We start from the raw sequence: 13766 nt of genomic DNA, 5'->3' as shown, positions 1-13766 counted from the left end.
AGAGGTGATGGCTGCTCCCGGTTACTTTCCGAGCACTGCCACGCAATGATTTCGAAGAAGCGGTTCGGAGGGCCTGTCCAGGGCCGAGAATCCATCCGTTACCCGCGGCCGCAAATGTGCAACAGGAAGTGTGGATCCGGAACCGGTCTCGCTCTGCGCGATACCGGATGGGGACAACGCCCACGAATGCGATGTGCCCTGCCCTCATAGAGCGAAACAAGGAGAAAATCAATGACGATCAGTGAGCTCGATCTCACCGCCCAGGGAGTCCGGCCGCAGCCGGTCGAGCACAGTGACTTCGAACTGCGCAGCGACATCACCGTGGAGCTGGTCGACCACGCCGCCAGCGACATGGGTGTGGTCCGAGCAGCGCGCGTCTCCACCGCCGGTGAGCGCGCGCACCGCGAGGAACGCGGCGAGGGCTACATGAAGGGGCTCATCAAGTACCTGATGCGCAGTCGCCACGGCAGCCCCTTCGAGCACAACTACATGACGTTTCTTGTCAACGCACCGATCTTCACTGTTCGGCACATGATGCGGCACCGCACCTGGTCCTTCAACGAGGAGAGCGCCCGCTATCGGGAGATCAAGCCGGTCTTCTACGTGCCCGACAGCGATCGTCTGCTGCGCCAGGAGGGTAAGCCGGGCGATTACCAGTACGTCCCCGGAGCCGAGGGGGACCACGAGATGCTGAGCGCCTCGGCATCCCGCGCCTACCAGGCAGCCTACGAGGAGTACAACTCCCTGCTCCGTGCTGGGGTCGCACGTGAACTGGCCAGGATGGTCCTTCCAGTCTCGACGTACTCGGCCGTCTACGCGACCTGCAACGCCCGTGCGCTGATGCACTTCCTGGGGCTTCGGACCAACCGCCCCGATGCGGCATACGTGTCGCACCCACAGCGGGAGATCGAGATGGTTGCTGAGCAGATGGAGATGGAATTCGCCAAGCTCATGCCGATCACGCACGGCGCGTTCGAGGAATTCGGCCGGGTGAGCCCGTGACAGTGTCGTTTACATCGGGCGTGGAGAAGCGGGCATGAAGGTCACGGTCTATGCCGGCTCGGCACCGGGAAACAAGCCGGTGTTCGAACGCGAGGCGAGACGGTTCGCTTCTGAATTAGCGCGAGCCGGTTGCGAAATTGTCTACGGGGGCGGCGCCGTCGGCCTCATGGGTGCCGTAGCGGACGCCGCCCTCGATGCTGGTGGAAGGGTCACTGGCGTCATCCCCGAGTCCTTGGTGCACGCAGAGATAGCGCATCGCAGCCTCACTGAACTCCACGTCGTGGAATCGATGCATGAGCGCAAGCAGATGATGGCCGATCTTGGTGACTGCTTCGTGGCACTGCCCGGCGGCGTAGGCACGGTCGAGGAGATCGTTGAGGTATGGGCCTGGCTGGTTCTGGGCTACCACAGCAAGCCCATCACCCTCCTGAACATCGAGGGCTACTGGGACCGGCTCCTTGGAGTGGGGCGCCGGATGGCCGTGAGCGGATTTCTGCGGCCCGAGGAGCTACAGGGCTTCCTGCCTATCCAGGACTGCCGAGATCTTCTTGAGGTGTGCCGCACCTGGAAAGCGCCGACGCCGCGGTGGTCCACGCCGAACGAGACCGCGCCAACGGCTGGCAGCACAGCCTGCATGTCCAGTTGAGCGACCCGACCAGCAATGAACAGCACTGCCGGCACAGAAAGAACCAAGCGCATGACAGTGACGAGTGAACAGATCGACTCGAAGAGCCCCTCTCCCATCACCGTGGTCGACGGGTATGTCCCGGTGATCGACCTCGGCTCGGCGATCAATGGCACCCCCGGGCAGCGTCGGGCAGTGGCCGATGCGATCGGCGCGGTGTGCGAGGACAGCGGGTTCCTGGTCGTCGTCGGGCACGGTGTCCCCGAGTCGTCCATTTCCAGGATGTACGAGGCGACACGGCAGTTCTTCGCACTTCCCTCCGAGCGGAAAGAGGCACTGCGCGCCGACGACCGGGACCCGCTCATGCGCGGTTTTGGTCGTAAGGGCAGCCTCGCCGCGTCGAACGAAGATGCCTCGGTCGAGGACGAACGTTCGCGGCCGGACCTCTCGGAAACTTTCACCTACAACCGGCTCGGGGACACTCCGGACAACTCACTGCCGGCAGGAGCTGACGAGCGGCTGCGCCTGCCCAACAAATGGCCTCAGTTGCCTGGGTTCGCTGAGATCTACCGTGACTACTACGGAAGGATGGAGGACCTGGCGCTGGAGATCATGCGGCTGTTCGCGCTCGCCCTCCAACTCCCCGAGAATTGGTTCGATCACAAGGTCGACCGGCACATGACGAACATGACCGCGAACTACTATCCCGCGCAGCCTGTCGCGCCGGAACCGGGCCAGTTGCGTAAGGGAGTTCACAGCGACTGGGGCAGTCTCACCATCCTGTACCAGGACGAAGCTCCCGGTGGTCTGCAGGTCATGAACAAGCAGGGCGAGTGGCTCGATGTCCCCGTGATTCCCGGGTCGTTCGTCATCAATATTGGTGACCTCATGGCGATCTGGACCAACAACAAGTGGGTCAGCACCGTGCACCGAGTGGTCAATCCACCGCGCGAAGTCTCGAACTGTGAGCGCTACTCCGTTCCGTTCTTCCATCAACCGAACTTCGACACACTGATCGAATGCATTCCCACGTGCGCCTCTCCGGACAATCCTCCGCGACACGAGCCGGTTTTGTCTGGCGAATACATCATGGAGAAGTTCCGCCGCGCCTACGACTTGTAGGAGCACCAGGGGAGTTCCTGGCTGTCGCGGGCCACGCTCCCCGGGCGAATGTTGAAAAGAATACCTCTTGAGAAACGGTTCATGAATGCCCCAGACCACAACCTCTCAACGCAGCGGCGAGTCGCTCCGGTCACGGCTCGGATTCCCTGAGCTGACGGGGAATGGGCGCTTTGTCGCAGCCAACGTCATCGACAGTCTGGCCAGCGGCCTGGTCATGGCATTCATGGTCGTGTACTTCTCCCACACCACCACGCTGTCCTTGGTCTCGGTGGGCACGTCGCTGACGCTGGGGTATGCCCTGGCGCTGCCCGCGCCAGCCGTGGCCGGATGGGCGCTCGACAGATTCGGTCCCCGCGTCGTCGTGGCGATTGGCAACCTCATATCGGCCGTCGGATTTGTGAGCTTGCTGCTCGCGCACTCGGCCTGGCAGATCGTGGTCACCCAACTCGTCGTGCAGTTCGGAGCGTCCATGTACTGGACCTCAAGCAGTGCGCTGGTGGCTCTTGTCGCCCAGGACCATGACCGCACTCGGTGGTTCGGCTTCATCCGAGCCCTGCGCAATGTGGGAATCGGCTTCGGCGGCGCCATATCCGCCCTGGCTGTAGCTGTGGCGAGCACCGCAGGCCTCCAGGTCCTCGTGGCGCTGAACGCCCTGGGTTACGTTGCGGCGGCCTGGCTCATCACTACGTGGCGCCGCGATCCCGTAGGCACAGGCGCCGACGAGTCGAATGCCACGGCATCTGCGAAGGCGAGCTATCTCACGGTCCTGCGTGACGGTGCGTACATGCGACTCGTCGTAGCAAACCTTGCTTTCGTGCTCGCGTCCATGGTGTTGAGCATTCTGCTGGGCATCTACGCGACCAAGAGCCTTGAGGTGGGCGCGTGGGTGGCAGGTGTATTGATCACCCTGAACACCGCACTCGTGGCAACGACCCAGACGTTCGCGACGCGTTGGATCGAACGCCATCGCGCCACACGCGTCATTTGCATCGCAGCCGCGGTCAACGCAGTCGCGTTCGTCGGCTTTGCCGCACTCAGCCTCTTGCCCTCCGAGGCAGCGCTGGTGGGCCTGCTCATCGCCGTCATCGTCTACACACTTGCCGAAATTCTGAGCTCACCGCCGCTGGGCGAATTGAGCGTCGAGCTCGCTCCCGATCACGCCCGTGGCCGATACCTCGGCGTCTTCCAGCTCTCCTGGACTCTCGGGGGTGCCATCGCCCCGGCGGTCCTGACATCCCTCCTGTCTAGAGGCCCCGCGTGGCCCTGGCTGTTTCTCGGCGCGGCCAGCTTCCTGGCCATCCCCCTCGTGCTGAGCCTGGAAACGACGCGGCGTCGTGGTTCGGAAAGGTCTGCACCCGCTTCCGTCGGCCAGGACAGCGACAACGACGCATTGGAAGGAAACCTCACATGAAGAAGATCTTGCTGATCGAGGCCAACGTGGCCGCCGGTCAGGAACTGTTGAACGCGGCCACTGAGCTCGGCATCGAGGCGTACGTCGCTACGCACGAGGAGCTCTACGAGCAGTACCCCACCGAGTTGACAGAGGCGATCAGCGGCACCGTTTTCACTGACTTCGCCCAGCCGAACCAGGCTCTTGAGGACTTGGCGGCGTTCTGCCGTGCTTCCGGCATCGACGGTGTGGTGACGTCCTGGGAGTTTCTCTCCCCGTTGGCCATCCGCCTCACTGCGGAACTGGGGCTTCCCGGCCACGACCCACAGCTCGCGGAAGCCTGCCGTAACAAGCGCGTCATGGCCGAAGTGTTCTCCGCTCACGGCGTTTCGGCGCCGCGCACCGTCGCGGCCTCCGATCACACGCAGCTGGCACAGCGAATCGCTGAGGGCGGCCTTCAGTACCCCGTGGTGGTCAAGCCGGCGGAGAACGCGGGATCGATCGGTGTGTCCGTGGTCGAGTCCGCCGCCGGTCTGCCCGCTGCCGCGGAGCTCGCCCAGGCACAGACACATGAATTCCCGCACGGTATCGCCCTGGACACCACACTGCTGGCACAGGAGTACGTGGGAGGGGACGAGTACAGCGTCGAGACCGTGATCAGCAACGGGACCATCCACCACCTGGCGGTGACCGAGAAGTTCACGACACAGGGCACCAGCCGGGCCGAACTCGGCCACACTGTGCCCGCCGAACTCACCGAGGCCACCCGCATCGCCGTCCTGTCCGCCGCCGGGCAAGCCGTCCGCGCCATCGGACTGCGCAACGGCATCGCCCACACAGAGGTGAAGGCGGACGCCCGCGGCACCGCAAAGGTCATCGAAATCGGTGCCCGCCCTCCCGGCGACCACATCATGCGGCTGGTAGCCGAGGCACTGGGCATCAGCGAAGCCCGCGCCTACTTGCAGACGGCCCTGGGAGAGCTGCCCGACGTCAGCCCCCGCAAGGACAAGGCGGCTGCCATTCGCTTCCTCACTGCGCCTCGGGCCGGCGTCCTCCGATGGATCCACGGCCTTCCCGAGGACGACGGGGTCATCGCCACCTGCGTCTACAAGATGCCCGGCGATGAAATCGCGCTCCGCACGACAACATCGGCCGGGTCGGCCATGTCATCCTGCGAGCCGACACCTCACAGGAGGTCAACAAAAACGCCCTTGAGGCGGTCAACGCCGTCACGGTGGAGGTGGCCACGTCATGGTGACGGCCAGGCCGGCAGCGCAGCCCAAGACGATACGGCGCATAGCGTTCCTGCGCTCCATCGAGATCCAGCAGACCGCCCCTTACCTCTCCCGCCTCCGGGACCTCTTTGCGAAGGACGACGTCCGGGCCAAGTTGTTCTACACCGATGGCAGCTGCACCCCTGCTGACTTTCCCGGCGAGGCCGCGAAGATGAGTGCAGATATCACGCCGAACCAGGTTGTCGGCCATCTCCTCGAATGGCAACCCGACGCCGTCATCTCGCTCTCGATCGCAGACGAGAACGCCTTGCGAGATGCCCTGGTCAAGGAAGAACTCGCCGCTCACGGTGTTCCTATGGTCATGCACAGCGTCGAGGCAACCCGCCGCCTGGCCAACAAGTGGGACACCAAAGAACTCGTCCGCTCCTTCGGCCTGGACACCCCCGACGGCATGCTCTTGGACGGCGATCTGCTCAACGGACGAAGCCTCGCGGTGCCCGCGTACAGCGAGCTCGTCGAGCGCAGCGCCCTGCGCTTCGGTTTCCCGCTGCTCACCAAGCCCTTGTGGGACTGCCTGGCCAACGGCGTCGCCTTCCTCGACGGCAAGGCAGACCTGCGCAGTTACCTCCGCTCGCCGTACAACGGTAACGCGGTGCTCGAGAAATGCCTGCGCGGCGAACTGTGCTCCGTCGAAATCGTCGGCCGTAGGGGCGAATACCTTTTCCAGCCGCTCATCTGGAAGGGGCAGACCGGTGGCAAACCGGAGTTCACCTTCGGCCAGTTGCGGTACGCAGCACCTCGGCCGGCGGCCGAAGCCGATTTCGCACCCGTCGCCCGCATCCTGCGAGGCATGTGCGAGGAGATCGGCATCGAAGGTGCGGCCGAGGTCGAGATGATCTACGTCAACGGGACCTACCAGATCATCGAGATCAATCCCCGGGTCTCGGGATCCACGACCTTGTCGATCGCGGCGTCAGGCTGCAACACCTACGCCCGCCTGGTCGATCTGGCCATGAATCGCTGGTCGAAGACACTGGCTCACGAATGGGAGCAAGCACCCCGTCGCCTGGCTTTCCAGTTCCCCGTCACCGTTCTCGCCTCGGATGCCGAACATGCGATGGAGGCGGAACTGGACTTGGTACGTGCCAGCAGGCTGCATATCGACGGCGTGGATCACGGAAACGTCATCCTTTCCTGCCGGAGCACCGAGGCCGACCACCTCATTCCCAAGCTGCGCTCCCTCAACGAACGCTTCGACGCCATCCCCGCCAACCTCGTCGACGAGATCCACGACGTCATCCTCCGTGTCCCGCGCGATACCCCTTCGGCTGATCCCCGGACTTCCAGGGTTGCCGGGTCGGCAGCAGCCTGACCCCCCGACTCGCCACAGGGCGGCGGTGACCACGCGGCTTCGCTACCGCCGCCCTCTGGCCCCTCACGGCACGCAAGAACACCTACGCAGAAAGGCAAGAGATACATGCGCGGCAGGAGATTCGGCATGGGCTGGACCCTGCACGACGACGGCAGACCACCAGCGCCGGGAGTCTCGGTACGGCCCGACGAACGGCTGTCGTGGCCTCTCACGGTCGGCCTCGGGATGCAGCACGTCGTGGCGATGTTCGGCGCGACGTTCGTCTTCCCTACCGTCATGGGCCTCAACGCCAACCTGGCCGTCATGATGTCGGGTCTGGCCACGATTATGTTCCTCCTGGTCACCAAGGGCAGGATTCCCAGCTACCTGGGCACCAGTGCCGCCTTCGTAGGGGCCGTCGCGGCGATTAGGGCCGCTGGCGGTGACACCCCCACGGTCCTGGGCGCGATCGCCGTCTCCGGGCTCGTCATGGCCGGCATCGGACTACTCGTCCACGCAGTCGGCCCTCAGCTCATCCACAAACTCTTCCCGCCCGCCGTCTCGGGCGCGGTCGTCCTGCTGATCGGCTTCAACCTGGCCCCGGTTGTGGCCCACACCTACTGGCCGCAGGACCAGTGGGTTGCCCTGGCGACCACGCTCGTTGTCATCGCGGCATCCGCCCTGCTGCGAGGGGTCTGGGCACGCATCGCCATCTTCGTGGGGCTGGTCTTCGGCTTCAGCCTGTCCTGCATTCTTGACAGTCTCACCGGCCCCGTACATGGCCCCGATGCAACCGGACGGGTGAGCGACCACGTCCGAGTCGATCTCTCCGGTGTCACCCAAGCCAACTGGTTCGGCGTGCCGCACCTCCAGGCGCCTGACTTCAGGACGAGTGCCGTTCTCATGGCTCTGCCGGCGCTGGTGGCCCTGATCGCGGAAAACACAGGCCACATCAAGGCAGTCGCCGAAATGACCCATACCGACCTCGACGCCAGCATGGGCCGGGCCATCGCGGCCGATGGGCTGAGTACCGCAATGTCCTCCGCCGTTGGCGGGCCTCCGACAACCACCTTCGCCGAAAACATCGGAGTGATGGCAGCGACACGTGTCTACTCGACGGCGGCCTACTGGGTCGCGGCCCTCGTCGCCATCCTCTTCGGCCTCTGCCCCAAGTTCGGCGCGCTGGTCGCCGCTACGCCCGGCGGTGTCCTGGGCGGAATCACAGTGGTCCTCTACGGCATGATCGGCCTTCTCGGCGCCAAGATTTGGATCGTCCATCGCGTTGACTTCGCCGATCCGGTCAACTTGGTACCCATTGCCGCAGGATCGGTCATGGGCATCGGGGGTGTCTCACTTCAACTATCCGACTCCTTCAGTATCACAGGTATCGCGCTCGGCACTCTCGCGACGCTCCTCACTTACCACTTCCTCACGTTCTTCGAGAACCGCCGCGATACCAGCACCCCAACAAGGCTTGGCCCACCGCGGTCCCCACGTTCCGCTGACGCTCAGGCCAGCACCGAGCAGTCTCCGGAGGAGACACTCCCCCCTGCCCATCCGGGGGCCGGCCCTTGTCTCTGACCAGCGTCTTAGTACTCCAGCAGCGGTTCGTGTCCTGAGCTGGCGATTGTCGTTGTCCTGGCATGGAGGGCATGACTGAAGTCGATTGCTGGGCTGCGGAGTTGGAGTCGGTGTTCGCCCGGGTGGCGGGCCGGTTCGGTCGGGCGGACCTGCGGTGGCGGATGCGGGACTACGTCCGCGGTCTGCTGGGCCAAGCTGCACGTAAGAACGGCTGGCAGCTCGCGGAATGGGCAGGTCATCGCACGCCAGACGGCTTCCAGCGGCTGCTGAACAGCAGTGTCTGGGACGCGGACGCTCTGCGCGACGACGTCCGTGCCTACGTCGGTGAGTCCCTTGGCCCCAATGGCGTGTTGATCATCGACGACACCGGGTTCATCAAGAAGGGCACCGGCACGGTCGGCGTCCAGCGCCAGTACACCGGCACCGCGGGGGCCCGTATTTCAATAAGTGCTCGGCAGTAGGGGTGTTGGTGGGAGTCTGAGATATGACCACGTGTCTGTCAGGCCGCGTTGCCGCTCGTGCTCTGCGGGCGAAGTTCGATCAGATCCTGCCGCACTTCGATGAGCGCCGCCGTCGGTTGTACCTGGCCAGTGAGGCGACGGCCCTCGGCCGCGGCGGGATCGTCCGGGTCGCCGCCGCCTCCGGCACCAGCACTGCAACCATTGCGCGAGGCATGGCCGAGTTGGCCGGTTGCTCCTCACCGACCCTGCGGGTCCGGGCTCCAGGTGCGGGCCGCAAGCGGCTGACAGATACCGACCCTGGTCTGCTGCCCGCGCTGGAGTCGCTGATCGAGCCGCACACCCGAGGCGACCCCGTCTCCCCGTTGCGGTGGACCACGCTGTCGTTACGGGCCCTGGCCTCGACCCTCACCACACAGGGCCACCCGGTCAGCGCTTCAACCGTCGGACACCTGCTGCACACCCTGGGCTACAGCCTGCAGGGAACCGCGAAGACAACAGAGGGCATCAGCCATCCGGACCGCGATGCCCAGTTCACCCACCTGAATGTCACCGCCGCCGCGTTCCTCAACGATGCCCAGCCGGTGATCAGCGTCGACACCAAGGCCAAGGAATGGCTCGGCACTGTCACGTTGGCTGACCGGTGGGATGATCTTCTGATCGATCAGGCTGGGAGGGGTCGTCCGTGGGGAGTGTGTCGCTGTCGTACGAGGGGCACCGGTATCCGGTCGAGGTCATCTCCCACTGTGTGTGGCTGTACTTCCGCTTCCCGCTGTCGTTCCGCGAGGTCGAGGAGCTGATGCTTGAGCGCGGCGTGACCGTCTCTTATGAGACGGTGCGGCGGTGGTGTGGCAAGTTCGGTCAGCTGTACGCCAACGCGCTGCGCCGCCGACAGCCTCGGCCTGGGGACAAGTGGCACCTGGACGAGGTCTTCGTCAAGATCAATGGGGAACAGAAGTACCTGTGGCGGGCCCTCGACCAGGACGGCAACGTGCTGGACATCCTGGTGCAGAACCGGCGGGACAAGGCCGCGGCCAGGCGCTTCTTGCGCCGCCTGCTGGAGAAGACCGGTGTGGTGCCGCGGGTGGTCGTTACGACAAGCTCCGCTCGTACGGCGCGGCCCTCCGCGAGGTCATGCCCTGCGTCGAGCACCGGCAGTCGAAGTACCTGAACAACCGGGCGGAGAACAGTCATCAACCAACCAGACAGCGCGAACGGGCGATGAAGGGCTTCCACAGCACCGGCGCAGCGCAGCGGTTCCTGTCCGCATTCAGCGGCATCTCACCCCACTTCCGGTGCCGCCGCCATCTGATGCCCGCACACGACTACCGCGCCGAGATGACCGTCCGCTTCGCGATCTGGGAGCAGATCGCCGGCGTCGCCAGCCCCGCCGCCAGGGCCTGAGCACAGCCCGGAACCGGGCTCCACCAGGCCACGACGCACCCTCAGACACCTACCCACCCAACAACGTGACAGCGCCGATGCTGAGCATCGGGCAGCGGATGCAGGCGTGTTCGTGCGCGCACGGGGTGCCGTAGGGACACCGCCCTGCCGCATCCCGAGCGATGTCGACAGCCACCTCCATCACGATGTCGGGCTGGACCAGGTGCACGTCCAGGACGCGCTGCGTGCCCCATCCCGCGCTGAACGTCCAGCCTTCCCACGGATGCACACTCGCTGCCGTGGGTGGGGTGAACAGCTCGGCGAGGGCCCGGCCGGCAGCTTGGGAGAGGGTGGTGCTGCGGCCGGTAACTGCAGGCCTCGGCGCGGACTCGGCGAAGTGAGCATGGATCGGCGCGACCAGCCGAACGTCCTGAACGGTGGAGTCGGTCGTGGCGACGTACAGCCGGGGTGCGGTTTCTGCGTTAATGACGTCAGCGAGACGCACTTGGGCGATCGGCAGAGCCGCTGAGGTTCTGTCTCCTGGGTCAGCGCCGTGCCCAGGGGGCTGTTTGCCGGCCCGGCGTCCTTGATTCCGCACGGATCGGAGTGCCAGTGACCAACGACTCTACGGCGACGCACGGTCGGCAATCGCATCCGGAAGCCGCCCGACTACGGCGGCACGTGGAGTTTCTCGCCGCCGAGCCGCGCAGTCGGCTGCGGGCACCTCGGGCGATGCAGCGCGCCGAGGCGTACGTCCATGACGAACTGACCGCCGCGGGCTGGCTGGTGGAGCGACATCCGTTCGACGCCCGCTGGCAGATCGGCTCGACGGACCGACACGGCCACCGGGCCCTCGCCCTCAAACCGCGGCTCCACCGGCGCCTGCGCGGAGCGAACCTCATCGCTTCGCTGCCCGGGTCCGGCGACGGGCCGCCCGTGGTCGTCGGTGCCCATCTGGACAGCGTCAGCGGCAGTCCAGGCGCGGACGACAACGCCTCGGGCATGGCGGTGCTCCTGGAGACGGCTCGCCTGCTGTCCGAGGCGCCCGTGCCCCCGCACGTCGTCCTGGCCGTGTTCGACATGGAGGAACTCGGACTGATCGGGGCCCGCCAGGCGGCCCGTGAACTGGGCCGCCGGGGCGGTGTGCGGGGGATGATCTGCCTGGAGTCAGTCGGCTACTACGTGGACGACCCGGGAACGCAGCGACTGCCCGCCGGTTTCGAGCGGATCTTCCCCGAGGCATCCGCCGAGGCCCGGGCGGGCGGTTACCGGGGCGACTTCACCCTCATCGTGCACCGGCGCTCATCGGCAGGGGCCGCCGAGGAGTGGAAGCGGGCCGCCGCGGCGGCGTCTTTGGCGGTCCCGGGGCTGCTGCTGCGAGATCCGCGACCCGACGGCCTGTTGGGCCTGCTCATCGGACTGGCCGTGCCGCCCGCGGGCCACCTGGGGCGCAGCGACCACGCACCGTTCTGGAACCGTGGGATCCCCGCGCTGATGCTCACGGACACCGCGAACTTCCGCAATCCGCACTACCACCGGTCGACGGACCTGCCAAGGACGCTCGACTACGAGCGTCTGGCCACCGTCACCGCGGCCACCGCCGCGACCGCCATCTCGTGGCCCGATGCCCGACGTACGGTGTGAACATCTCGCCCGGCACGCGACCGCTTGGGTGCCCCACACAAAAGCACCGGCGTGCATACGGCCGCGTAGGCCCAGGGCGAACCGGCTCAGGTCCGCCCCGGGCTGCGGGTGGTCAGCCGCAGTCGTTGCGGTTGATCTTCAGGGAGCGGGTCTGGTCCACCCCGGTCCACGACGCCTGGTGGGCCCAAGCCCGCAAGGTCCACGGCGAGCGGGACGGCACCCGGGCGCTGATCGAGGTCCTGCTGCTGAACCGGCACCTCGCCCACGAGCACGTGGTCGCTGGCCTGGCCACCGCGCTGCGGGCTGGCGCCCTGACCGCCGACGCCGTCGCGCTGGAGGCCCGCAAGGCCGCGCAGGCAGAGGACGAGCCAACCGTCGGTGCCTCCGTCTCGGGGCTGCCCGGCGAGACGCCAGCGACCGTCACGTCGCTGCACGAGTGGCGCACCAGGCCGCTGCCGTCGGTGAGACCCTCTATGACCAACTGCTCCGACGCCGCCGCACCAGCGGCAGCGACCACCATGAGGGAGAAGCCCAGTGACCCTGCCCCGCCAGCGGGGCTTGACCGAGCAGGCCGCCGACGCTGCGATCGACACCGCCTGCCGCCTGCTGCGGCTTCCCTCGATCCGCAACGAGTTCAACGAGATCGCCGACCGGGCGATCAAAGACCAGATGACCTACCGCGGATTCCTCGCCGAGCTGCTGATGACCGAGTGCGACGACCGGGCCCGCCGCCGTTCGGAACGACGGATCAAGGCCGCAGGCTTTCCACGAGAGAAGTCCCTGAGGGCTTTTGACTTCGACGCCAACCCGAACATCGACGCGGCCACCGTCCACACCCTCGCCAGTTGCGAGTGGATCAAGAAGAGCCAGCCGCTCTGCCTGATCGGCGACTCCGGCACCGGCAAGTCCCACATGCTCATCGCCTTGGGCACCGAGGCCGCCATGAAGGGCTACCGCGTCCGCTACACGCTCGCCACGAAGCTGGTGAACGAGCTCGTCGAGGCCGCCGACGAGAAGCAGCTCAACAAGACCATCGCCCGCTACGGCCGCGTCAACCTGCTCTGCATCGACGAACTCGGCTACATGGAACTCGACCGCCACGGCGCCGAACTCCTCTGCCAGGTGCTGACCGAACGCGAGGAGAAGAACAGCGTCGCCATCGCCTCCAACGAGTCCTTCGGCGGCTGAACCAAGACCTTCACCGACCCCCGACTCTGCGCGGCCATCGTCGACCGCCTCACCTTCAACGGCACCATCATCGAGACTGGCACCGACTCCTACCGCCTCGCCAGCACCCGAGCCCGAGCAGAACAGTCCGCCACGGCCAGCTGACTCCTGCGAGTTTCGTCTGGACGGCCCGCAACCCTTGCGGGCGGCGGGCCGTCCCATGCGCTGACGTCATTGCTCGGGCTCTGGCACAACCTCTATGACGGTGATCCATCAGGTGGCAGGACGGTCCAGATGCTTCGTATCGGAGTCGTGGACCAGTTCGGCAAGCTGGATGAGGAAACCGTACGCCGCCAGACGATTCTGGAGGCGAATGAAGTAGGACCTGCTTGAGCACTTGAAGATCTCGCGGCGGCGCACCTTCCAGAGACCGTGCTCGTATGTGTGCGCCGCCTGCAGGAGAGCCGCTTCCGCCTCTTCCGTGCTGCCTTCGAACTCCGCGATGGTCCGCCCGTCACGACCTGCATCCGACACGCCGCTGACAGGCACGGCCAGGACTATCCATTGAGGCATCTCGCGATCAGTTCCTTACCCCCTCGACGTCGCATGCCGCGACGCGTACGGCGTCAGTCTGGCAGGCGGCAGCGTCGGGCTGCCTGCCGCAGAAGTCGAGCCAGTGCCATTTCTCGTGAACATCCCCGAGCCCGCTCGCCTCTAGCCCCGGACTTCGCAGGTCACCGTTTCAGGTCTTGTGACTGGGGCCAACCGGCTACGGGGCTGCCTCGCGGAAGAGGGCCAGGAGGGCGTG

The 13766-nt window shown here is 65.9% G+C and carries 10 protein-coding genes and 4 pseudogenes; 12 read left to right on the top strand and 2 right to left on the bottom strand.

The window, feature by feature from the left end; all coding sequences use genetic code 11:
- The first annotated feature begins 231 nt into the window (after nt 1-231).
- The 10 genes and pseudogenes from thyX (at nt 232) to ACWD1U_RS36300 (ending at nt 10168) form a co-directional block, all read left to right on the top strand.
- Nucleotides 232-1002, top strand: coding sequence for an FAD-dependent thymidylate synthase (thyX, locus tag ACWD1U_RS36345; RefSeq protein WP_451113635.1), 771 nt, complete (start codon nt 232-234; stop codon nt 1000-1002).
- Between the two features lie 34 nt (nt 1003-1036).
- Nucleotides 1037-1648, top strand: a complete 612-nt coding sequence (locus ACWD1U_RS36340) for an LOG family protein (RefSeq protein ID WP_451113634.1) — start codon at nt 1037-1039, stop codon at nt 1646-1648.
- A gap of 15 nt (nt 1649-1663) precedes the next feature.
- On the top strand, nt 1664-2749 hold the full coding sequence (locus ACWD1U_RS36335; RefSeq protein ID WP_451113633.1) for an isopenicillin N synthase family dioxygenase: 1086 nt from the start codon (nt 1664-1666) through the stop codon (nt 2747-2749).
- A gap of 85 nt (nt 2750-2834) precedes the next feature.
- Nucleotides 2835-4160: an MFS transporter gene (locus ACWD1U_RS36330; protein WP_451113632.1), complete on the top strand. Its 1326-nt coding sequence runs from the start codon at nt 2835-2837 to the stop codon at nt 4158-4160.
- A complete protein-coding gene (locus ACWD1U_RS36325) occupies nt 4157-5563 on the top strand; it encodes an ATP-grasp domain-containing protein (RefSeq protein WP_451113631.1) in 1407 nt (468 codons plus the stop codon). Before ACWD1U_RS36330 ends, ACWD1U_RS36325 begins: the two co-directional genes overlap by 4 nt.
- A complete protein-coding gene (locus ACWD1U_RS36320; protein ID WP_451113630.1) occupies nt 5529-6746 on the top strand; it encodes an ATP-grasp domain-containing protein in 1218 nt (405 codons plus the stop codon). Before ACWD1U_RS36325 ends, ACWD1U_RS36320 begins: the two co-directional genes overlap by 35 nt.
- A gap of 126 nt (nt 6747-6872) precedes the next feature.
- Nucleotides 6873-8306, top strand: a complete 1434-nt coding sequence (locus tag ACWD1U_RS36315) for a uracil-xanthine permease family protein (RefSeq protein ID WP_451113629.1) — start codon at nt 6873-6875, stop codon at nt 8304-8306.
- 71 nt (nt 8307-8377) lie between these two features.
- Nucleotides 8378-8737 (top strand): annotated as a pseudogene (locus ACWD1U_RS36310) (transposase); the annotation flags it as partial.
- A 53-nt stretch (nt 8738-8790) separates the two neighbouring features.
- A pseudogene (locus tag ACWD1U_RS36305) lies at nt 8791-9408 on the top strand (ISAzo13 family transposase); the annotation flags it as partial.
- 41 nt (nt 9409-9449) lie between these two features.
- Nucleotides 9450-10168, top strand: a pseudogene (locus ACWD1U_RS36300) (IS6 family transposase).
- 49 nt (nt 10169-10217) lie between these two features.
- Here ACWD1U_RS36300 and ACWD1U_RS36295 read toward each other — a convergent pair.
- Complete coding sequence (locus tag ACWD1U_RS36295; protein ID WP_451113628.1) at nt 10218-10652, bottom strand: hypothetical protein; 435 nt, start codon at nt 10650-10652, stop codon at nt 10218-10220.
- A 176-nt stretch (nt 10653-10828) separates the two neighbouring features.
- Between ACWD1U_RS36295 and ACWD1U_RS36290 the strand changes: the two genes are divergently transcribed.
- Complete coding sequence (locus ACWD1U_RS36290) at nt 10829-11791, top strand: M28 family peptidase (protein WP_451113627.1); 963 nt, start codon at nt 10829-10831, stop codon at nt 11789-11791.
- Nucleotides 11792-12325: 534 nt separating this feature from the next.
- Nucleotides 12326-13123: pseudogene (gene istB, locus ACWD1U_RS36285) on the top strand (IS21-like element helper ATPase IstB).
- Between the two features lie 108 nt (nt 13124-13231).
- Here the strand turns inward: istB and ACWD1U_RS36280 are convergent.
- Nucleotides 13232-13507 (bottom strand): hypothetical protein, encoded by a 276-nt coding sequence (locus ACWD1U_RS36280; RefSeq protein ID WP_451113626.1) that lies wholly within the window; start codon nt 13505-13507, stop codon nt 13232-13234.
- Nucleotides 13508-13766: the final 259 nt, after the last annotated feature.

It is taken from the genome of Streptomyces sp. NPDC002788 (genome assembly GCF_053592115.1).
This window is presented reverse-complemented; position numbering and strand designations above follow the sequence as displayed.

What these genes read in the sequence shown, in the direction of transcription:
- thyX (WP_451113635.1), top strand. Translation starts at nt 232, where the DNA reads ATGACGATCAGTGAGCTCGATCTCACCGCCCAGGGAGTCCGGCCGCAG.
- ACWD1U_RS36340 (WP_451113634.1), top strand. Translation starts at nt 1,037, where the DNA reads ATGAAGGTCACGGTCTATGCCGGCTCGGCACCGGGAAACAAGCCGGTG.
- ACWD1U_RS36335 (WP_451113633.1), top strand. Translation starts at nt 1,664, where the DNA reads ATGAACAGCACTGCCGGCACAGAAAGAACCAAGCGCATGACAGTGACG.
- ACWD1U_RS36330 (WP_451113632.1), top strand. Translation starts at nt 2,835, where the DNA reads ATGCCCCAGACCACAACCTCTCAACGCAGCGGCGAGTCGCTCCGGTCA.
- ACWD1U_RS36325 (WP_451113631.1), top strand. Translation starts at nt 4,157, where the DNA reads ATGAAGAAGATCTTGCTGATCGAGGCCAACGTGGCCGCCGGTCAGGAA.
- ACWD1U_RS36315 (WP_451113629.1), top strand. Translation starts at nt 6,873, where the DNA reads ATGGGCTGGACCCTGCACGACGACGGCAGACCACCAGCGCCGGGAGTC.